Source organism: Planosporangium thailandense (genome assembly GCF_011947195.1).
GTDB lineage: Bacteria > Actinomycetota > Actinomycetes > Mycobacteriales > Micromonosporaceae > Planosporangium > Planosporangium thailandense.
On record NZ_JAATVY010000016.1, the window covers coordinates 18,031 to 38,361 of the forward strand.

General features: G+C 73.7%; 21 protein-coding genes and 1 pseudogene. 6 read left to right on the plus strand and 16 right to left on the minus strand.

The genetic code is table 11. The features are described 5' to 3' along the window. The 5 genes from HC031_RS20550 to HC031_RS20570 form a co-directional block, all read right to left on the minus strand. On the minus strand, positions 1-393 hold the full coding sequence (locus HC031_RS20550) for a hypothetical protein (protein WP_167927003.1): 393 nt from the start codon (positions 391-393) through the stop codon (positions 1-3). Then, positions 386-670 (minus strand): hypothetical protein, encoded by a 285-nt coding sequence (locus HC031_RS20555; RefSeq protein WP_167927004.1) that lies wholly within the window; start codon positions 668-670, stop codon positions 386-388. Before HC031_RS20555 ends, HC031_RS20550 begins: the two co-directional genes overlap by 8 nt. A 66-nt stretch (positions 671-736) precedes the next feature. After that, positions 737-1,744 (minus strand): hypothetical protein, encoded by a 1,008-nt coding sequence (locus tag HC031_RS20560; RefSeq protein WP_167927005.1) that lies wholly within the window; start codon positions 1,742-1,744, stop codon positions 737-739. A 143-nt stretch (positions 1,745-1,887) separates the two neighbouring features. Further along, complete coding sequence (locus tag HC031_RS20565; protein WP_167927006.1) at positions 1,888-3,441, minus strand: glycerol-3-phosphate dehydrogenase/oxidase; 1,554 nt, start codon at positions 3,439-3,441, stop codon at positions 1,888-1,890. Continuing rightward, entirely contained in the window at positions 3,438-5,006 is a 1,569-nt protein-coding gene (locus tag HC031_RS20570; RefSeq protein WP_167927007.1) for an FAD-binding oxidoreductase, read from the minus strand. The genes HC031_RS20565 and HC031_RS20570 overlap by 4 nt, the downstream gene beginning before the upstream one ends. A 17-nt stretch (positions 5,007-5,023) precedes the next feature. Here HC031_RS20570 and HC031_RS20575 point away from each other — a divergent pair, with 17 nt between their 5' ends. Beyond that, positions 5,024-5,698 carry a TetR/AcrR family transcriptional regulator gene (locus HC031_RS20575; protein ID WP_167927008.1) on the plus strand — a complete coding sequence of 225 codons (675 nt, stop codon included), beginning with the start codon at positions 5,024-5,026 and terminating at the stop codon, positions 5,696-5,698. Positions 5,699-6,137: 439 nt separating this feature from the next. Here HC031_RS20575 and HC031_RS20580 read toward each other — a convergent pair whose 3' ends face one another. Further along, positions 6,138-6,767 (minus strand): alpha-ketoglutarate-dependent dioxygenase AlkB, encoded by a 630-nt coding sequence (locus tag HC031_RS20580; protein WP_167927009.1) that lies wholly within the window; start codon positions 6,765-6,767, stop codon positions 6,138-6,140. Positions 6,768-6,869: 102 nt separating this feature from the next. On the opposite strand from HC031_RS20580, the gene HC031_RS20585 reads away from it, so the two are divergent. Beyond that, entirely contained in the window at positions 6,870-8,129 is a 1,260-nt protein-coding gene (locus HC031_RS20585; RefSeq protein WP_338090759.1) for an alpha/beta fold hydrolase, read from the plus strand. 23 nt (positions 8,130-8,152) lie between these two features. Here HC031_RS20585 and HC031_RS20590 read toward each other — a convergent pair whose 3' ends face one another. The 6 genes from HC031_RS20590 to HC031_RS20615 form a co-directional block, all read right to left on the minus strand. After that, positions 8,153-8,602, minus strand: coding sequence for a pyridoxamine 5'-phosphate oxidase family protein (locus tag HC031_RS20590; protein WP_167927010.1), 450 nt, complete (start codon positions 8,600-8,602; stop codon positions 8,153-8,155). A gap of 63 nt (positions 8,603-8,665) precedes the next feature. Continuing rightward, the gene (locus tag HC031_RS20595; protein ID WP_167927011.1) at positions 8,666-9,307 is read right to left on the minus strand and encodes a tetratricopeptide repeat protein; all 642 of its coding nucleotides are present in this window, start codon (positions 9,305-9,307) and stop codon (positions 8,666-8,668) included. Positions 9,308-9,392: 85 nt separating this feature from the next. Then, on the minus strand, positions 9,393-10,013 hold the full coding sequence (locus HC031_RS20600) for a GNAT family N-acetyltransferase (RefSeq protein ID WP_338090760.1): 621 nt from the start codon (positions 10,011-10,013) through the stop codon (positions 9,393-9,395). Between the two features lie 23 nt (positions 10,014-10,036). Next, a complete protein-coding gene (locus tag HC031_RS20605; RefSeq protein ID WP_167927012.1) occupies positions 10,037-11,203 on the minus strand; it encodes an alanine racemase in 1,167 nt (388 codons plus the stop codon). Beyond that, positions 11,200-12,894, minus strand: a complete 1,695-nt coding sequence (locus HC031_RS20610; protein WP_167927013.1) for an IucA/IucC family protein — start codon at positions 12,892-12,894, stop codon at positions 11,200-11,202. Before HC031_RS20610 ends, HC031_RS20605 begins: the two co-directional genes overlap by 4 nt. Then, the gene (locus HC031_RS20615; RefSeq protein WP_205863012.1) at positions 12,891-14,552 is read right to left on the minus strand and encodes an IucA/IucC family protein; all 1,662 of its coding nucleotides are present in this window, start codon (positions 14,550-14,552) and stop codon (positions 12,891-12,893) included. The genes HC031_RS20610 and HC031_RS20615 overlap by 4 nt, the downstream gene beginning before the upstream one ends. A gap of 577 nt (positions 14,553-15,129) precedes the next feature. On the opposite strand from HC031_RS20615, the gene HC031_RS20620 reads away from it, so the two are divergent. Together HC031_RS20620 and HC031_RS33280 are read left to right on the plus strand one after the other, a co-directional pair. Further along, positions 15,130-16,764: a DUF2334 domain-containing protein gene (locus HC031_RS20620; RefSeq protein ID WP_240942749.1), complete on the plus strand. Its 1,635-nt coding sequence runs from the start codon at positions 15,130-15,132 to the stop codon at positions 16,762-16,764. Between the two features lie 23 nt (positions 16,765-16,787). Then, positions 16,788-17,177 (plus strand): hypothetical protein, encoded by a 390-nt coding sequence (locus HC031_RS33280; RefSeq protein WP_167927014.1) that lies wholly within the window; start codon positions 16,788-16,790, stop codon positions 17,175-17,177. A gap of 30 nt (positions 17,178-17,207) precedes the next feature. Here the strand turns inward: HC031_RS33280 and HC031_RS33285 are convergent, their stop codons facing one another. The 3 genes and pseudogenes from HC031_RS33285 to HC031_RS20635 all read right to left on the minus strand — a co-directional run bounded on the left by HC031_RS33285 (position 17,208) and on the right by HC031_RS20635 (position 18,349). Then, positions 17,208-17,429, minus strand: coding sequence for an MFS transporter (locus HC031_RS33285; protein WP_277349753.1), 222 nt, complete (start codon positions 17,427-17,429; stop codon positions 17,208-17,210). A 4-nt stretch (positions 17,430-17,433) separates the two neighbouring features. Continuing rightward, positions 17,434-17,730 (minus strand): annotated as a pseudogene (locus HC031_RS34835) (MFS transporter); the annotation flags it as partial. Between the two features lie 163 nt (positions 17,731-17,893). Continuing rightward, positions 17,894-18,349, minus strand: coding sequence for an RrF2 family transcriptional regulator (locus HC031_RS20635; protein ID WP_167927015.1), 456 nt, complete (start codon positions 18,347-18,349; stop codon positions 17,894-17,896). 110 nt (positions 18,350-18,459) lie between these two features. On the opposite strand from HC031_RS20635, the gene HC031_RS20640 reads away from it, so the two are divergent. Then, complete coding sequence (locus HC031_RS20640; RefSeq protein ID WP_167927016.1) at positions 18,460-19,239, plus strand: endonuclease/exonuclease/phosphatase family protein; 780 nt, start codon at positions 18,460-18,462, stop codon at positions 19,237-19,239. Here HC031_RS20640 and HC031_RS20645 read toward each other — a convergent pair. Next, positions 19,199-19,705 (minus strand): MarR family winged helix-turn-helix transcriptional regulator, encoded by a 507-nt coding sequence (locus HC031_RS20645; RefSeq protein WP_167927017.1) that lies wholly within the window; start codon positions 19,703-19,705, stop codon positions 19,199-19,201. The two genes, HC031_RS20640 and HC031_RS20645, sit on opposite strands and share 41 nt — an antisense overlap. 80 nt (positions 19,706-19,785) lie before the next feature. Here HC031_RS20645 and HC031_RS20650 point away from each other — a divergent pair, with 80 nt between their 5' ends. Next, entirely contained in the window at positions 19,786-20,295 is a 510-nt protein-coding gene (locus HC031_RS20650) for a VOC family protein (RefSeq protein ID WP_167927018.1), read from the plus strand. Positions 20,296-20,331 lie beyond the last annotated feature (36 nt).

Below are 20,331 nucleotides of genomic sequence, written 5' to 3' on the forward strand. Positions count from 1 at the left end.
TCAGGCCGCCTGCTGCGGCGGCAGTTGGGCGAGGGCGCGCATGGCGTCCTGCAGCGAGATGGGGTGATCGTTCTCCGCGGCGGCCAGCATCTGCTCGACCCACTCGCGCATGAGGGTGCCGGGCTTGGTGCCGCGCTTCTCGGCGTACGCCTGCAGCCGACGCAGCGTGCCCAGCGGCAGCCGGAGCGAGGTCGTCACCAGCATGGCGTCGGTGGTCTCGGCCGTGACCGGCTCGGCGGGCGCGACCGGCAGGTGCTCCCGCAGCCGGACCGTCGCCGCCTCGTCCACCGGTGCTCCGGCGAGACTGGTGGTCAAGGCCCAATCGACGGCGCGGCGCTCCGCGGCCTCGGCGGGTGTGACGGGGACGGTGTCGTGGTGACTGCGATCAGCCATGGTGCGCCTCCCAGGCGGCGAAGATGGCGGCCTCTGCCTCGTCCATGTCCCGCACTCCGCGGATCAACCACTCGAACGGCTTCTCGGTCGCGCCGAGCACGACGATCAGCGGCCGACCGGAGCGGGTGCGGCACCAGACGGTGGGAACCAGCAACCCCTCCGCGCTGCGCATGCTCTGCGGCAGGCGCGGCCGGTCGTCGTAGAGCGCCTGCATCACCTCGTACGGCTCGACACCGAACAGGCGAGGCAGGTACCAGGGGTCCCACTCGTATCCCACCCACCAAATGTAATGCGACTGCATTACAACGGTCCAGCGCGCCAGGTCGCGCCCCACGAGCGGCGCTCAGCGCCGAACCGGTCGCCTCGTCTCGTCGTCCACGGGCGGCTGCGGCAGGTACGGCTTGGTGCCGGGGACCTTCACCTTGATCGCACGGGCCGGGCAGATCTTGGCGGCCATCACCGCTTCGTGCACCTGGCTGGCGGGTACCGACGGCTTGTAGTCGATCCGGTCGCCGACGAGCTTGAAGATCTCCGGCGCCTCGTGCTCGCAGAACGCGAACCGCATGCACTTGCCGGGATTGATCTCGACTTCGGCGCCCTTGGCCCGAAAGAGGCCGCCGCGCTCGCGCGTTGCGGGCTCGTCGACTCGATCATCGCGTACGGGCGGGGCGTCGTCCGGGAGCGGAGCGTCGTCCCAGTCCCGGGCTTCGTCGTCGCGGCGCGGGACTTCGTCGTCCCAGCGCCGGTCGTCCTCCCCGCGCGGGCCGCGCGAGCCCGCCCGTGGCCGATCCCCGATGTCCCGTGGCCGATCCCCGATGTCTGTCCGGTCCGCGATGTCCCGCGGCCGGTCCGCCAGGTTCCGCGGTCCGCGCCGGAACTCCAGCGGCTCGGGGTCGTACTCGCGAGGCTCGCGGTCCAGGTCGTCCGACTCCGGGCGGAGCCGGCGTGGCCCCCGGCTGATGTCGCGCGGCTCGCCGTCATAGTCCCGACGTCCACGGCTGATGTCGCGCGGTTCCCGGTCGTACTCGCGTGGGTCCCGGTCGTACTCGCGTGGTTCCCGGTCGTACTCGCGTGGTTCCCGGTCGTACTCGTCCGGCGCGGAGCGCAGCCGGCGCGGCCCGCGGTCGAACTCCCGGGAGCCGCGGTCGTACTCGCGCGGGTCGCGGTCGTACTCGTCGGGTTCGGTGCGCAGCCGGCGCGGCCCGCGGCCCGCGTCGCGCAGCCCGTACGCGGGGCCGCTCTCGCGGTCCATCTCGTCAGCCAGTCGGGAGCGACGCAGCTTCCAGGCGATCACGCCGAGCCATGCCAGCACGGTGGCGACCGTCAGCGGAATGATCGGGTCTTTGAACAAGTGGGACCGGCCTCCGATCGGACGTCCGTGACACCGCAGCGGACCGGACCCGGCCCATGTCCGGGTCCCGCCGGACAACGTACGACGCGGGCGGACACCGGCAGTAGGCACTTAAAAGGAACTTCAGGCCGTTTTCAACCCGGTCATCCGCGCCCATCGCCGCTGGTCGCGGCCAGCAGCGCGCGGACGGCGGGCAGGGCACGTTCCCGGTCGGCCGGTACGAGTCCGATGCGGGTTCGCCGGTCGAGCACGTCGTCGGCATCGAGCGCGCCCTCGTGTCGGACCGCCCACAGCACCTCGACCCCGGTGACCGGCACGCCGGCCGCGATCGGGCGCAGCAGCGCCGGATCGTGAGTGGCCAGGCCGGCGACCGAATCCGCCTCGGCGCCGTAGCGGGCCACCAGCCGGGCCGGCGGGCCACCCGTCGCGCCCGTCGCCGGCCACGCCGCCGGCCCGGCGCCGACCAGCGGCAGCCGGGCGGTCCGGCACGGGCCGGCGCGCAGCCGCCCGACGGCCACCGCCGCGTCGACCGCGTCGCGCGCCATCCGCCGGTACGTGGTGAGCTTGCCGCCCACCACGGTGACCAGCCCGTCCGCTGAGGTGCGTACGGCGTGGCGGCGGGACAGGTCGGCGGTGCGCTCCGCCGTGCCGGCGAGCAGCGGGCGCAGCCCCGCGTACGCGCCGAGGACGTCCTCGGCGCCGACCGGCACGTCGAGCGCCCCGCGCAACGTGTCCAGCAGGAACGACACCTCGCCGGGGTCGGGCTGGGCGACGTCGGGGACCGGGCCGGTGACCGGCTCGTCGGTGAGCCCCACGTACACGCGGCCGTCGGGCTGTGGCAGCACGACCGCGAAGCGGTTGCGCGCGCCCGGCATGGGCACGGTCAGCGCGGCGGTCGGATGGCCGAGCAGGTGGGCGGGCAGGACCAGGTGGGTGCCGCGGGACGGGCGCAGCCGTACCGACGGGTCGAGCTGGTCGGCCCAGACCCCGGCCGCGTTGACCACCACGCGGGCCCGCAGGTCGAAGCGCCGGCCGGACACCGTGTCGAGCACGGGCACCACGCCCGCGCGCGGCTGCTGCGCCCGGCAGCGGGTGAGGATCGCGGCGCCGTGGCCGGCGGCGGTACGGGCCAGCGCCACGACGAGGCGGGCGTCGTCGACGAGCTGGCCGTCCCAGTACAGCAGGGCGCCGCGCAGGTCGCGGCTGCGGACGGCGGGGAACAGCCGGCGGGTCTCAACGCTGCTGATCCGGCGGCTCGCCGGCAGGGCCGACCGGGGGGTGCCGGCGGTGGCGCGCAGCGCGTCGGCGGCGTAAAGGCCGATACGGGTGGTGGCGGCGCCGACGTGGCCGACCTCGGCGGTCAACGGCAGCACGAACGGCAGCGGTGTGACCAGGTGGGGCGCGGTGCGTTCGAGCAGGATCCCGCGCTCGACGGCACTTTCGTAGGCGAGCCCGACCGCGCCCGCGGCGAGGTAGCGCAGTCCACCGTGGACGAGTTTCGAGCTCCACCGGGACGTCCCGTACGCCAGGTCGTGGGCGTCGATGGCGGCCACCGACAGGCCGCGGGAGGCCGCGTCGAGGGCGACCCCGGCGCCGGTGACGCCGAGCCCGATGACGAGGACGTCGACGGTGCGGCCATCGGCGAGTTCAGCCAGCTCACGGGCGCGGCGGTCGGCCGACAGGTAGGTGGCCGTCATGGCAGCAGGACGCCCGGGTTGAGGATGCCTTCCGGGTCGAGGGCCTGTTTGACCGCGCGCAGCGCGGCGGACCCCGGCGCGCCGATCTCGTCGCGGTACCACGGGATGTGGTCGCGACCGACGCCGTGGTGGTGGGTGATGGTGGCGCCGGCGGCGGCGATCGCGTCGCCGGCCGCGGCCTTCGCGGCCTGCCACTGTGCGACCGGGTCCGCCGCTTGGGCGGCGACGACGGTGAAGTACAGCGATGCTCCGCTCGGGTACACGTGCGAGACGTGGCAGAAGACCAGCGGCGGCGTGCCGAGGTCGGCGAGGCTGGTGGCGAGCGCGTCGCGGACGGCGACGTACGTGTCGGGCAGCGCGCCCCAGAACGCGGCGGTCTCCACGGTCTCGACGAGGGCGCCGGCGTCCAGCAGTGCGTCGCGCAGGTATGGCGCGGCGAACCGCCCACGCAGCCAGGCCTGGCCCGGCCGCGGGCCGAGCGCCTGCGCGCCTAGGCCGGACAGCCGATCGGCGAGCGCCGACTCCATGGCGGTGACCGCGCCGGCGGTGCCCTCGAGGCCGGTGATCATCAGGCAGCCGTCGTCGGCCGCCTGGGCGCCGTCGCTGACCGCGTTGATGGTGGTCTCGAGCTCGTCGGAGCAGCGCAGCACGGCCGGCAGCGGGCCGTCCTGGGCCAGGGCACGGGCGGCCTGCGTGGCGGCGGTGAAGTCGGGAAAGCGCCAGCCGAGGTAGCGGCGCTCCGGCGGGGTGGGCCGGATCTGCACGGTGACCTCGGTTATGACGCCGAAGGCGCCTTCGGAGCCCAGGAACACCTGCCGCAGGTCGGGTCCGGCGGCGGTGTGCGGCGCGCGGCCGACCCGCAGGTCACCGGCGGGGGTGGCGACGCGCAGGCCGACGACCATCTGATCGAACCGCCCGTAGCCGGACGAGGCCTGCCCGGACGACCGGGTCGCCGCGAAGCCGCCGAGCGTGGCCCGTTCGAACGACTGCGGGAAGTGGCCGAGCGTGAAGCCATGGCCGGACAGCAACTCCTCGGCGCGCGGCGCGCGTACGCCGGCGTCGAAGGTCGCGGTACGCGAGACGGGGTCGACATCGTGCAGTTGGTCGAGCCGCGCCAGGTCGAGGGCGACGACCCCGGCGTAGCCGCCGCGGCCGGCCCGCAGGCCCCCCACCACCGAGGTGCCACCGCCGAACGGGACGACCGCGACGCGGTGGGCGGCGCACGCCGCCAGCACGGCGACGACCTCGTCGTGGCCGGCCGGTATGACGACCGCGTCGGGGGCTCCGGTCGCGTCGCCTGCCCGCAGCCGAAGCAGGTCCACCGTCGACATGCCGGCGGCGTGCGCGAGCCGAGCGGCCTCGTCGGTGCGCACCTGCGGACAGGCCGCGGTCAGTGCCCGTAGGGCGCTGTCGGGCAGGGCGGCGGGCGGCAGCGCGGCGACCCGCGCCGGTGGGCGCGGTTCGCGGACACCGAGGGCGTTCGCCAGCAGGGCGCGGACTCCGTCCGGCAGGTTGACGGAGCGGTCGGGGTCGCCCCAGCGGTACGCGGCGCTCAACTCATCCATGTGTTACGATGTTACATATGACGTCCAGTTGTAACAAGCAGGGTTCGCGGACCGAGGAGGACGCCCTGCTGGACGCCGCTCGCGCCGGCATCCTCGCCGTCGGGCTGCGTCGCATGACCCTCACCGATGTCGCGCGGCGCGCCGGGGTGTCCCGCATGACGATCTACCGCCGCTGGCCCGACATGACCGCCCTGGTCGGCGACCTCATGACCCGGGAGTGGGGCGCGCTGACCCGGGCGGCGATGGACATCGCGGTGGGCGACCGGGGCGTGGGCGCCGCCGACTACACCGCGAGGGGTGCGCGCGGATCCGGTGCCGATGCCGGATCCGGTGACGACGCCGGGGACGCGCGCCGCCGGCTCGTGACGGCGGTCGTGGCCGCCGTCCGGGCGCTGCGTCACCACCCGGTGTTCCGGCGCATCGTCGAGCTCGACCCGGAGGTCCTGCTGCCTTATCTGGTCGACCGGCGTGGGCGCAGTCAGGACGAGATGCTGGCGATGATGGCGGGCGCGATCGCCGCCGGTGCGGCCGACGGATCGATCCGCGCCGGGGACCCGCAGGTGCTCGCGCGTGCGGTACTGCTCGCCGCGCAGGGCTTTGTGCTGTCGATGTCGACGATGACCGACGGAGTCGACGAAGCGGGGCTCGACGACCAGCTGCGGCTGCTGCTCGACCGCTATCTCGCGCCGTGAATTAGCTGCGATTGAGCCTCGTCATAAGACTGCCTTAGGTTGGCTGGCGGGCCTGGAGCGGCCGGGCCGGATCCGCCTAAGGTTCACGGTGCGGAGCTGGCCAGCCTGCGGTCGCGCTCCGTGTTTCCCACCGCGTGGCACGCCGGCACCCGCCCTCGCCGGAATGCCTATCAGTCGCCTCGTCGGCAGCGGTCGTTGGTGGTCGACGCCCGCTCGCGAGCGGCGGACCTCGCGAGGAAACCAGGCGTACACGCGGCCGGACGGTGACTCGGGCCCTCCCGCCGCGTGTACGCCTCGCAGCTCCGCGGTCCATTCACGGCGCTGATTCCATCGTGGATGATCGACCCGGGTCGGGGGTGCATCCGACCCTGGCCGGGCTGCTCGATGTGGACACTGCCCGGGTACGCGGCCGACCGCACGTCGCCGTGCGTGCCCGGACTCAGCGCACGCCGCGTGGGCGGAACTGGATGCTGATGCGCGGGCCCACGGGCCTTGCCGTCTTGGGGATGGCGTGCTCCCACGTGCGCTGACACGAGCCGCCCATCACGATCAGGTCGCCGTGGCCCAGGGCGTACCGGATCGTCTCGCCGCCGCCCCTGGGGCGCAGCAGCAGCGGGCGCGGAGCACCGACGGAGACGATCGCGACCATGGTGTCCTCGGTGCGCCCGCGGCCGATGGTGTCACCGTGCCAGGCGACGCTGTCGCGGCCGTCGCGGTAGTAGCACAGTCCGGCGGTGTGGAACGGCTCGCCGAGCTCGGCCGCGTAGTGGTCGGTGAGCGCGGCGCGGGCGGCGTCGAGGACCGGGTCGGGCAGCGGCTGGCCCTCGCCGTAGAAGCTGAGCAGACGCGGCACGTCCACCTCCCGGTCGTACATCTGCCGCCGCTCGGCGTGCCACGGCACCCGTCCCGCCAGGCGCTCGAACAGCGTGTCCGCGCCGGTGAGCCAGCCGGGGAGCACGTCGACCCAGGCTCCCCGGCTGAGCGTCGTGCGCCGCACCGCGTCGAGCGGTCCGACCGCGACGGCGTCGACCGGGTCGAAAAGGGAGCCTTGCAGCGCGGCGGCGGTCATGGCGGAGAGCATACCCAACGATCGAACGACTGTTCTATTCCGTCTGCGTAACCGTGCCGGTGGCAACCGCGCACCGGCCAACCCGGGAACTACCGTGTGCACGTGATCAAAATTCCGGGCCTCGCCATCACCGACCACACGTTCGCCATGCCGCTCGACCACACCGATCCGCAAGGCCCCACGATCGATGTGTTCGCCCGGGAAGCGTGTGCGGTGGACAAGGCGGGCCAGGACCTGCCGTGGCTGGTGTACCTGCAGGGCGGCCCGGGCGGGAAGGGGCCGCGACCGGAGAGCGCTAGCGGTTGGCTGGGCCACGCGGTGAAGACGCACCGGGTCCTGCTGCTCGATCAGCGTGGCACCGGGCGCAGCACGCCGGTGACCGCCCAGACCGTACGCGGCATGGAGCCGGCCGCGCTGGCCCGGTATCTGCGGCTGTTCCGGGCTGACAGCATCGTCGCCGACGCCGAGCTGATCCGGGCCCGGCTGACCGGCGGCGCTCCCTGGGAGACGCTGGGGCAGAGCTACGGCGGGTTCATCACCCTGACCTATCTGTCGCAGGCGCCGCAGGGGCTGCGGGCCTGCTACGTGACGGGCGGGCTGCCCGGCCTGACCGCGACCGCCGAGGAGACGTACGCCCGCACCTATCCGCGGGTGGCCGCCAAGAACGCCGAGTATTACCGGCGCTACCCGCAGGACGTCGCGGCCGTACGTGCGATCGCCGACCACCTGGACAGCACCGACGTGCGGCTGCCCGACGGCGACCGGCTGACCACGCGCCGGTTGCGCACCCTGGGCCAGGCGTTCGGGATGAGCGACGGGTACGAGCGGGTGCACTGGATGCTGGAGGACGCGTGGCGCGGCGGTGAGTTGTCCGACGCGTTCCGGTACCAGGTGATGGCGGCGACCGGGTTCATCGACAACCCTATCTACGCGCTGCAGGAGTTCATCTACGGCCAGGGCGCGGCGGCCACCGGGTGGGCGGCCCACCGGGCGATGGCCGCGTACCCGCAGTTCGCCGAGGACGCCGACCCTCTGCTGTTCACCGGCGAGATGATGTACCCGTGGATGTTCCGCGAGATCGCCGCGCTCACCCCGTTCGCCGCTGCCGCTGACCTGCTCGCCGAAGCAGCTGACTGGCCCCATCTGTACGACCCGGCGCGGCTGGCGGCCAACGACGTGCCACTGGCGGCGGCCGTGTACTTCGACGACATGTACGTGGACGCCGACCTGCAGGTGCAGACCGCCCGCTCGGTCGGCAACACGCGGGTGTGGGTGACCAACGAGTACGAGCACAACGGGCTGCGCGCGGGTGGCGAGCATGTCCTGGGTCGGCTCATGGACATGGTGGCCGGGCGCTGCTGACCTGCCATCCGGTCCGACCTGCGCTACTGTCGTCGGAAGGTCCGTACGGGGTGTCCTGGACGCCAGAGCCGCACGACCAGTTCGTCGCCGTCGACCGCGGTGATCACCGCCTCGCGGAGGTCGAGCCGGAAGGCGTGGAAGCCACCGGCAGGTTCGGTGCCGGTGGCGTAGGCCTCCTTGGCCGCACCCGTCACCTCCGTCGCGATCCCGGCAACCTTGGCGTCGCCGCTTTCACAGGGGTGGGCGTGGATGGCGCAGCGGCCGTCGCGCTGCAGGTCGCGGGCCTTGACCGCGTTGAGCATCGAACCGAACGACAGGTCCGGCCCCGTGAAGTCGACCTCTGTCCCGCTGACCCGTGGTGAGCCGTCCTTGCGGAGCGTCGCGAGGATATGGGTCTCGGCCGACTCGAACCGGGCGCGGACCGCTGCCGCGAAGTCACCCGCCTCGCTTTCGAACTGTTTCCAGGTTGCCATGTCCGCAGTCTGCCAAGAGGGTCCGACAGAACCCGAACCCGCAGACGGCGCGGCACTGGCCGCCTACAGCGCGGCGCGCGCCTCCTCGACCCACCGCAGGACACGCCGCGCGCCGCTGGCTTCAGCGATCGTGTCCGCCTCCTGGAGCAGCGCGAGGGCCTCGTCGCGACGTCCCGCTCCAGCGGAGATGTAGGCCAGCCCGACGAGGTTCGCGGCGACGCCGGGCAGGAATCCGATCTCGCGGCGGAGTCGTACCGACTCCGTCAACTGCTCACGCGCCGCGTCCAACCGTCCGGCGCCATGGTTGCGCATGCCCAGGTGCCGGAGCGCGTACGACAGCGTCAGCTTGTCGCCGGCCTGTGTGGCCAGCTCGTAGGACCGTTCGAGAGCGGGGACCGCCGCGTCGTCGTCCCGCCGGACGACCTGGTGGAAGCAGCCGACCCAGAACAACGCCTCGCCCTCGCCACGCACGTCGCCGAGCAGCCGGTAGAGCTGCGCCGCGCGCTCGAACAGGGCCAGCTCCTGAGGGTTCTCGGCGCCCTCTTCGATGAACCGCGCATGCAGGATTCGGCCGCGGGCCAGTGCGAGATCCGCCGCGACGGCGTCCAGGTCCCGTTCCGCGGTCGCCAGGGCGTCGACGTCGCCGTCGAAGACCGCGCGCTCGTAGCGCACCTGGGCCCGTTCGATCCGGTCGTCCCCGCTCATGGTCACACCGTCCCTTTCGGACCGACGTGGTTCAGGCACGTATCCCGCCGCCGAGCCGCGAGCCTAGTGGCCCAACCGGGCCCTGTCAGTCCCGCACCGTGCGTGCACCACGGGAATCGGGAGCGCCGCGGTACGCCGGCCATTCGTCGGCGAGCATCGCGAAGTCCAGTTCGGTGCTCCACTCACCTTTGAAGAGCTCGTTGTGCACCAGCCGGGCCTCCTGCCGCATCCCCAACCGTTGTGCCAGCTTCGCCGAGGGCTCGTTGCGCTCGTCGATCCGGGCGATGATGCGGTGCAGGCCGAGCTCGTCGAAGCCGAGACGCAGCAGTGCGTGCGCCGCCTCGGTGGCGTACCCGTGGCCGCCGAAGTCGGGGTTGACGACCCACCCGATCTCGCCGCCACCGTGTTCCCGGCTGTGCCAGAACAGCACCACGTCGCCGACCAGGTCACCGGTCCCGGCGAGCTGAATGCCGAGGGTCAGCGCCTGCCCCTCGTCGGTGAGCTCGGTGTTGGCCCACGCCGTGGCGAGCCGCTGGTCGATGACCTCGCGGGTCATCGGCTCGAACGGTACGTACCGGCAGACGTCCGGCCGGCTCCGGTAGGCCAGCAGCGCGTCGACGTCGTCGACGGTCAGCGGGCGCAGCAGCAGCCGCTCGGTTCGGACCGGGTACCCGGGACGCAGCGCCGACGGCAGATGTACGGACACGCCGATCATCATGCCAGTCCACGTCAGCCGCCGATCACGACGACCTGCGGGTACGGGTGGCGCAGGAAGTCGTGGTGGGAGATGTCCCAGCCGTACCCGCCGGCGTTGGCGAACACCAGCAGGTCGCCGACGCGCAGCCGGTCCACCGGCAGGTCGCGGGCGAGCACGTCGCGCGGGGTGCACAGCTCGCCGGCGACATCGACGGCCGTGTGGCGCACCTCGGGGCGGGGAAACGGGTACGACCATCCGTCGACGGGCACGATCGCGGCGGGGTGGCTGTAACCCCACGCGGCGGGCAGCCGGAAGTGGTGGGTGCCGCCGCGCAGCACCGCGAACCAGCGGCCGTGGGTGCGCTTGAGGTCGAGCACCTCGGCGGCGTACCAGCCGGCGGAGGCGACGAGGAACCGGCCGGGTTCGAACGCGAGCGTCACGCCGGCGGGCACCTGCACCGCGGCGAGGCCGGCGCGCAGGGCGTCCAGGTCGAACCGCTTGTCGCCGGTGTAGTCGACGCCGAACCCGCCGCCGACGTTGACGTACTCCAGCGGTACGCCCAGCCGGCGAGCCGTGGCGACCGACCAGTCCAGCGCGTCGGCGACGTACGCGGCGTGCGCGACCGCGTCGAGGTTGTTGGAGACAGCGTGCAGGTGGAACCCGACCAGCCGCAAGCCGGGCAGGTCGCGGGCGAGGGTCACCGCCTCGGCGAGCGCGACCTCGTCGATGCCGAACGGGGTGGGTACGCCGGTCATCCGGTGGGTGCCGGCCAGCCCGGCGCCGGCCCGGTTGACCCGCAGCGCCACCCGTACCCCGGTGTCACCGGCCATGAGCGCGAGGCGGCGCAGCTCATGGGGGCTCTCCACGTGCACCAACGCGCCCGCGGTGACCGCCGCGGCCAACTCGGCGTCGGTCTTGGCCGGCCCGCCGAACACGACCTCCGCCGCGCCCGCGCTCGCGGCGAGCGACAGTTCGCCGCCGGAGGCGACCTCGAGGCCGTCGACGTGGCGGGCGAGGGCCGCCACGACCTTCGGGTCGCCGTTGGCTTTCACCGCGTACAACAGCAGCGCGCCGGTGGGCAGCGCGGCGCGCACGGCCGCGGCGGTGCGCCGCAGCGCGTCGAGGTCGTACACGTATGCGCAGACCGGGTGCGGCTGGGCGAGCAGCGCGGCGGCCACCGCCGGTGGGACGGTGCTCATCGCAGCGGGTTCTGGACGGGCACGTACAGGTCGCCGCTGCCGCGCAGCCGCATTCGTACCAGCGCCTTGTGCGGCACGAGCGGCGCGGTGAGGAACCGGTGGTCGGCGGCCGCGGCCGCCGCCGTGGCGGGGTCGCCGCGCAGCTCGTCGTAGGTTTCGTCGACGACGCCGCGGACCGCCCGCCACGTCGCCTTCTCGTCGAGGCCGTGCGAGTAGACCAGGCGCACCACGAGCTCCCCGAGGTGCGCCTGCAGCGCCGTGTACGCGAGCTTGGCGCGCATGACGTCGGCGTCGTCGCACGCGATGACCGAGCCGGGCCACAGCGACACCGAGTGACCGCCGACCGCCAGCCGTGGCCGGTGCACCCGCAGGCCCGCGAAGTCGCGCAGGGCGAGGCGGTACGGCACCCCGTCGCGGAAGGTGGGTACGCAGTTCTGCAGGTGCGCCTCGATCGCGATGCCGTGGCGGGTGGCCAGCCGCAGCAGCGGGGGCAGCAGCAGTCGGGCGTACTCGGCCAGGAACGCGGCGGCGGCCGCGGCCCGACCGGTGAACCGCCGGGTGGCGGCGTACCGGTCGACCAGCTCGGCCAGGACGGTCGTGCCGGTGACCGGCGAGGTCGCGTAGAGCGCACCGCCGGGTACGGCCACCTCACCGGCGTGCAGGCGGCCCTCGAGGCCGCGGCGGACGATCGCGGCCAGGCCCCGGTCGCCGGGGCCGACCCGGGCGGCGGCGCCGGCCTCCTCGTCGAACAGCAGCAGCCGCTCCTCGCCGGCCAGCAACCGGGCCAGCAGCGCCGCCAGCGCGGGGCCGTTGCGGGTGCTCGCCACGGAGATGGTGCGGCGGGTCGAGGTGACCTGGATGTCCAGCGACAGCTTCAGGTAGCGCCGGGGTTGGCCGGGGCGCGCGTCGAGCAGCAGGGTGCGTACCGCGGCGGTCGGCGACCCGGCGAGGGTCGGGCCGTCCAGCGGCAGCAGGGCGCCGTCGGCGGTCAGGTCGCCGTACCGTCCACCCAGGACCTGGGCGCGCTGCCAGGCGTGTACCGGCTGCGCCACGTACCCGGGCGGCGCGGCGTCGACGCCGAGCAGCGCGCCGACGTCGTCGCCGACGTGCAGGTCGCGGCGGACGGCGACGAAGCCGATCGTCGTGGTGGCCGCCTCGAGGTCGTGGGCGAGCGCGTCGGCGACGCGCCAGCCGAGCCGGGTGCGCCCGCACGGGTGCAGGTTGTGCCCCTCGGTCGACAGCCGTTCGAAGAAGACGGCCTGGTCGTCGGGGGTGTGGCGGGCGGCCAGCTCCACGGCGTCGGCGGCGCCGGCGGGCGCGGCGACCGGCGGCCGGGCGTACGCGAGCGCGAGGTTGACCGCCGCGTCGGCCAGCTCGACGGCCAGCCCGTGGCCGCCGATGCGGTCGGGCAGCTCGGTGAGGACACGGGCCGGGTCGCGGACCGCCCGGGTGCTCGTCCGGTCGAAGGCGTGGCACCGCACGCCGGCGGCGACCCGCGACAGCGCGCCGGGCTCCCGGAGGCCGGCGAGGTCCTCCCGGTACGCGGCGTCGACGAGCCGGCGGGCGACCGTCTGCACCGCGCGCGGCAGCGTGTCGGCGAAGCGCGCGCGCAGGTCGGGGGCCACCTCGGCGAGCTGGCCCCGCGCCGCGGCGACGGCGGCGTCCAGGGCGGTTGGCGCGAGGGTCGTCATCGGGCCTCGAGGGGGTTGTCGTGCCAGGTCCACAGGTCGTCGAGCGGATCGTCGGCCAGCCGCATCGCGGCGGTCGCCTTCACCGGCCATGGTCCGCTCCGGAGCGCGCGGGCGTCGCCGCCGGCGCTGGGGGGCAGCGCGGCGTACGCGTCGGCGAGGGCCCGGTCGGCGATCCGCCACATCGTGGCGGGCTCGAGGCCGTACTCGCCGGCCAGCACCGCGACCAGCTGCGCCACGACCGTGGACAGCAGCGCCGCGGCGAGCTTGGTGCGCAGCACGGCCGGGTCGTCGCTTTCGAGGTCGCCGTGCAGGGGCGGGGCGGCGTAGCCGCACGCGGCCAGCCGCCGCGGGCTGACGCGCACGCCCCCGAAGTCGCGGTAGAACAGCCGGACCGGCCGGCCACGGCGTAGCGCCACGCACATGTTCTGACCGTGCGCTTCGAGCGCGACGCCGCGGTGCAGCAGCGTGGTCAACGGGGCGAACAGCAGGTGGATGAGGTCGGTGAGGAACCCGGCCGGGCGTCCGCCGTACCCGGCCGTCACGGCCTCGCAGACCAGGGCCCGACCGTCAGCGGGGGAGCGGGCGGCGAGGGCGGCCAGCGGCACCACGACGTCGCCGGCGGGTACGCGGGGCGCGCGGCGCAGCACCATGGCCAGGCTGCGTACCGGCGCGCCGTCGTCGACGACCGCGCCGGCGGCCACCTCGGCCAGTACCTCGAACCCGGGCAGGTCGCGGGCGACGTCGACCAGCAGCGCGGACAGCGCGGGTCCGTTGTGGACGGCCGCGGCGGACACGGTGCGGACGGCGCTGGTCATCTGAACGTCGACGGCGGTCTTCACGTGCCGGTCCGGCTGGGCGACCGGCGCGAGGGTACGCAGCGACATCAGCGGCCGGGCCGGCACCGTAGCTCCCGTGACCCGCAGCCAGGGATAGCGGTCGAGGACGTGGTCGCGCTGCCACGGGTGTACCAGCAGCCGGGGCGGTGCGCCGGTGCCGGTGGCGAGCCAGCGATCGGCGGGCACCTCGACGGCGGCGAGGTCGACGATCGGGCGGTGCTCGGGGGCGTACGCGAGGATCTCGGCCGTGGACAGGCCGATGCGGGTACGGCAGCAGGGGTGCAGCGGGTGCCCGTCGACGACGAGCTGCTCGGCGTACGCGACGGCGGCGGCGGGGTCGCGGCGGGACAGCCGGTCGAGGACGGGCGGGCCGCCGTCGGGTGGGGGCTGGGCGGCGCGGGCCAGGGCGAGGTTGGCGACGCTGTCGTCGACCTCGGCGCGCAGCCGCGCGGCGTGACCGGGCAGGCCGAGCGCGGCGACGAGGGTCGCCGGGTGGTCGAAGGGCGCGCCGTCGAGGGTGAGGGCCAGACCGTCCGGTACGGCGGCGAAGGGCCGGGCGGCGGTCGCGGGGCCGCGCAGCAGCCGGCCGTCGGCGAGGCCGACGACGAGCTCGCCACCCTGGCGGGCAACGGTGGTCACCCCGTTGATCGGTTCGCGGGTGAGCGCGCCCCACAGGCGGGAGAGGACGGCGGCGCGGGCGCCGGGGAGCGCTGCGGCGTACGCGGCGCGCAGCGCGGGACGGCTGCCGAGCGCGGCCTCGGTGGTCTGCTCGGTGCCGCCGGCCGAGGGTGCCGCTGTGCCGCTGCTGCCTCGCTGCGCCACCCAGCACCCCCTGTCGCCCGCGGCTGTTGTTCAGGCTATCGGGTCGATACGGACGGTCGCGTCCAGGAGGGGACCTAGCATCCTAGGATGGCCTACGCGCGGTGGGTGGGGTCACCGCGCGCGGATCGCGCCGATCAGGCCGGCCAGGGGAGGGGCGGCTCCCCCTGGCGCTTCGGCGATCTTGGACATCTACGCCGGTTATAGGTGGCCTAGATGTCCAAGATCGCCGAGGGGTCTCCGCCGTGGCCGCGTCGGCGCGCACCGGCCTCCCGGCAGCGCAGCGGATGGCGGGGTCTCGGCGCGACGACCACCGCCTGACGATGGCGCCCAAGCCTCGAGGAAACACGCCTCAGCTCCTTTGATTCCTAACCTAGCGTCCTAGGATGCCCTAGCCGACGTGGCTACCGCCACGCCGCACAAAAGAGCCGCTACGCGGCACGGCCCGCCCGGGCCGCTCGCCGTCGGGTACGACCAGGCCCGGATACATCCAGGCGGCGTACGACGTCAGACCACGCACAACCGGATCGCACTTGAGTGGCTCCGCTCGGGCAACGTGGGTCGCGGAGCCTCGGGGACGATGGCTTCCAAGAGGTCGCGGCCGCGCCGGATGCGGTTGCTCGTCGCCGCGCTCGTGGGCGTCGTGTTGCTGGCCGCCGGGTGCGGTTCGTCGCCCGGCCTTCCGTCCGGCTCGACGTCGTCCGCGCAGTCGACTGGCACCCACTGGCCGTCGTCGCCCGGCCTGGTGGCGACGGGCGCGTCCACGCTGGTGCTGTACGACGCCGGGGATCAGTACTCGGAGCTGTACACGATGGAAGTGGCGAACCTGGTGTCGCACTTCGGCGGGTGGACGGCGCATCCGGTGGGCGGGTACGCGCGGGGCGAGGGTGCCCGTTACACGGCGGTGGTCTACATCGGTTGGGTGGCTGGCGCCCGGTTGCCCGCCGCGTTCCTCGACGACGTGCTGGCGGCGCGGGTGCCGGTGATGTGGCTGGGTGACAACCTCGATCAGTTGATGGCCCGGAAGGCGGGCGTGGCGTCGCGGTTGGGCTTCACGCTCGGGGATCTGGATCGGTCGCCGGTGGCGGAGGTCCGGTACAAGGGCACGTCGCTGGCGCGGGACGCGGCCCACAATACGTCGGGCGTCAGGAGGGTCGAGGTCACCGCGGGGTCGAAGGTCGCGACGCTGGCCGAGGCGGTGCGCGGCGACGGTGGCACGTTGCCGTGGGCGGTGCGCAGTGGCGCGTTGACGTACCTTGCTGAGCTGCCGTTCGCGTATATGACGCCGGACGATCGGTACCTGGCGTTCACCGATCTTTTGTTCGATCTGCTGGCGCCGTCGACGCCGGTGCGGCACCGGGCGCTGGTGCGTATCGAGGATGTGGGTCCGCAGTCGGATCCGGCGCAGCTGCGGGCGATCGCGGACTATCTGTCGGGCGCGCATGTGCCGTTCGCGGTGGCGGTGTTCGCCGAGTACGACGACGCCGCGGGGGTCTACAACGGTGGCCGGCCGGTGCATCGGCGGTTGCGGGACGCGCCGGAGGTGGTGGCGGCGCTGGAGTACATGGCCGCGCACGGCGGCACGTTGATCGCCCACGGGTACACGCACGGGTACGCGGGTGGGCCGAATCCGTACGGGGTGAGCGCCGAGGACTTCGAGTTCTGGCGTTCGCATGTGGACGCGGCGAACCAGGTGGTGCTGGACGGGCCGGTGCCGGAGGACTCGCCGTCCTGGGCGGCGGATCGGCTGACAGCGGCGCGGGCGGAGTGGGCGGCGGTGGGGTTGCCGACGCCGGACATCTTCGAGTTCCCGCACTATCTGGCGAGTGCGGATGACTACCGGGCGATCTCCGGCCTGGTCGCGGCGCGGTACGAGCGGGCGAACTATTTCGCGGGGGTGCTGACCGGCGGCCGGGTGGACCCGGCGGTGTACGCGAGCCAGTTCTTCCCGTACCCGGTGCGTGACGTCTACGGCGCGGCTGTCATTCCGGAGACGTTGGGGAACGTCGCGACCCAGATGTACAACCAGAACGAGCCTCGGTCTCCCGCGCAGATCCTGGATTCGGCGCGGCGGCAGTTGGTGGTCCGGGACGGGGTGGCGAGCTTCTTCTATCACCCGTTCCTGGGGTTGCAGTACCTGCCGCAGTTGGTGGCGGGTATCCGGTCGCTCGGTTATACCTTCGTGCCGGCTCGGGAGCTGATCCCCGCCCGGTAGGTGTGGCGCGAGAAGGAGAGATGATGGCCAAGACGCCGGCGGAGAAGCTGGGCGTGAAGCCCGGCTCGACCTTGGTGTTGATCAACGCGCCGGGGGCGCCGGAGACGATCCTCGGGTCGCTGCCCGACGGCGTGCGGGTAGAGACCGCGGGTGGTGGAGGTGGCGCTGACGTCGCGTTGATGTTCGCCGGCGACAGCGCGGAGTTGCGCGAGTACGCGCCCGTGGTGTTGGCGGCGGCTGACGACGACGGCAAGGTGTGGATCGCCTACCGCAAGGGCGGGGTGTCGGATCTGAGCCGCGACACTCTGATGCCGGCGCTGACCGGTCTCGGCTGGCACGGCGTATCGCTGGTGTCGCTCGACGCCACCTGGGCCGCGGCCAGGTTCCGGCGCCTGGAGCAGATCGGCCGCTGACGGGGTGAAGGGCCGTGCGGTCGAGGGCCTTCAGCCGACCTCGCGGGCCTTCAGACGACGTCGAGGGCTTCGAGGTGACGTAATGCCGTGCTCGTTCTGGTTGACCAGCCGGCCGCGGCGGTCCGCCGCGGAGATCTCGCCGATGTACACGGGTACCGTCGCCAAGACACAGCCCACCGCCAGCCCCAGGATGATCCGGGCCCCCATCATCACGGCGGCGTTGGGCGCCAGCGCCGAGCCGAGCGTGCCCAGGGATGAAGACGATCGCGGTCAGGCGAATTGTCCTACGGCGCCCGACGCTGTCCGCGAGCCTGTCCCCGAAGGAGGCGCCGAACGCCGCCCCGACCAGCAGTGAACTGACCACCAGCCCTTGCGCGGCGGAGGACAGACGCAGATCCTGACGGATGTACGGCAGGGCTCCGGCGATCACACCGGTGTCGTAGCCGAACAGCAGCCCGCCCATCGTGGCGACCACCGCGAAACGCGTCTGGTTCCTGCGGGCCCGCTGCGCCCCCTCCTCGGGTGGGCCCGGCGTCGCCTGTGTCGCCGGCACCCGTCACCTCCTCCGGCACCGGCCGGGATACCCGCGGTTCGCCGATTAGCACTCCGAGTGCCCGCACCCGCCCGGAGCGGTTGCGGGCAGCGGGACGAGCCGGATACGTCGGGTGGGTGGGGTCGGCTGGGTCAGGGGGCGCATTTTCGCCGATCCGGACGGGTCAGCGCGGCTGCCACGCATCCGGTGCGGCGGTGAGGCGGCGGACGTGGGCCGGCAGCCGGCCGCGGATCAGGTCGGCGAGGCTGACCTCGTCGAGGACGTTGCGGACGGCGGCGCGGACGGCGACCCACACCTGCTGGAGGTGGAGGGCGGCGCCGTCGTACGTGGTGTCTTCGGGCCGCTGCCCGCGTACGGCGGCGAGCGGGCCGTCGACGGCGCGCAGCACCTGCCCGACGGTGATGTCGGCGGGTGGGCGGGTCAGCAGGTACCCGCCGTCGACGCCGCGCAGCCCCCGCACCAGGTCGGCGCGGCGCAGGTCGGCCAGGATCGCTTCGAGGAACTTGCGGGGCATCCCCTGGTCCTGGGCGAGGGCCTGGGCCGACACGGTGTCCGGGTAGGCGGCGGCGAGTACGAGAGCGGCCCGGACGGCGTAGTCGCCGCGGGCGGAGACCTGCATGCGCACATCATGCCAAGCGGGTGCCGGGTCGCCGCCCACCGGGGACGATCACAGGGGGTCCGGGTGGCGGCTGGGCGGGACGACCGTGGGGACCATATCGTTGCCTCAAGGTGCGGCTGGCGACGTTCAACCTGATGCATGGGCGGTCGTTGTACGACGGCCGGGTCGATCCTGCCCGGCTGCGGGCGGCGGTCGCGGTGCTGGACGCGGATGTGCTGGGGATGCAGGAGGTCGACCGGGACCAGCCGCGCAGCGGCGGCGTGGACCTGGCGGCGCTCGCGGCGGCGGTGCTGGGGGAGCGGGCCGCGCACCGGTTCGCGCCGGCGGTCATCGGTACGCCGGGTGAGGCGTTCCGGACGGTGACGGCGACGGACGCGGGCGCCGGCGAGCCGCACTACGGGGTGGCTCTCGCGACCCGGTGGCCGGTGCTGGCGTGGCGGGTGGCGCGGCTGCCCGCGGCGCGGATGCGTTCGCCGGTCTACTCGCCGGGCCGGCCCGGTGGGCTGATCCTGCTCGACGACGAGCCCCGGGTGCTGCTGGCCGCCGTGGTCGACGGGCCGGTCGGGCCGATGACGGTGGCCACGACGCACCTGTCGTTCATCCCGGGGTGGAACGTGCGGCAGTTGCGGCAGGTGATCCGGGCGCTGCGGACGTTGCCGGGGCCGCGTGTGCTGCTGGGTGACCTGAACATTCCCGGCCGGATGGCGGGGGTGGTGTCGGGGTGGCGGATGCTGGCGCGGCGGCCGACGTATCCGAGTCCGGTGCCGCGGGTGCAGTTCGACCACATCCTGCTCGATCCGCGTGGTGGCGGGGCGCTGCCGCCGGTGCGGGTGGTGGAGACCCCGGTGGTCAGCGTGTCCGACCACCGTCCGCTGGTGGTGCAGCTGTGACGGCCGCGTCGCCGGCGGCGAGCGGGCCGATGATCGCCTCGCTGATCTGGCGGAGCTGGCGTACCTGTTCGGGTGTGAGCGCGTCGAAGAGGTGTACGCGTACGCCGTGGACGTGCCCCGGTGCGGCGGCGGCGAGGGCGGCGTACCCGTCGTCGGTGAGCACGGCGAGCTGGCCGCGCTTGTCGGTGGCGCAGTCGCGGCGGGCGACCCAGCCGCGTTCCTCCAGGCGGGCGACGGCGTGCGACAGGCGGCTGCGGGACGATCCGGTGTGGCGGGCCAGCTCGCTCATGCGCAGGGACCGTTCGGGCGCCTCGGACAGCCGCACGAGGATCTCGTAGTAGGCATGAGGGATGCCGGCGTCGCGTTGCAGTTCGCGGTCGAGCCGGTCGAACAGCAGGTGGGTGGCGCCAAGGAAGGTGCGCCAGGTGCGCTGCTCCTCGGCGTCGAGCCAGCGGGCTTCGGCCATGTTGTCCACCATACCGTACTTGTTGAGGGCTCAACTAAGTTGCTACGGTGATTGAACGTTGCACTACTGAGGAGACAGCGATGCCCGTCCACCGCCTCAACCACGCCGTCCTGTACGTCCGCGACGTCGACCGCAGCGTCGCCTTCTACCGCGACGCCCTCGGCTTCCGTACCGTCATGTCGTTCCCCGGAGCCGCGTTCCTGCAGGCGCCCGGCTCCACCAACGACCACGACCTCGGCCTGTTCGCAATCGGCGGGGCGGCGGCCGACTCCGGCGCCGGCCGCGGCCGCGTCGGCCTGTACCACCTCGCCTGGGAGGTCGACACCCTCGCCGAACTCGAACGCCTCGCCGGGGTCCTCGCCGACGCCGGTGCCCTCGTCGGCGCCTCCGACCACGGCACCACCAAGAGCCTGTACGCCAAGGACCCCGACGGCCTCGAATTCGAAGTCGTCTGGATCATCCCCGCCCACCTGCTCGACGACGCCGCCCGCACCGCCGGACCCGCGCCACGGCCCCTCGACCTGGCCGCCGAGAAGGCCCGCTACGGCGCCGACACCCGCGGCGGCGTCGGCATCTCCGTACCGGCCTGACCGGCCACGGCGGCGGGGTGCGGCCCGCGCACCCCG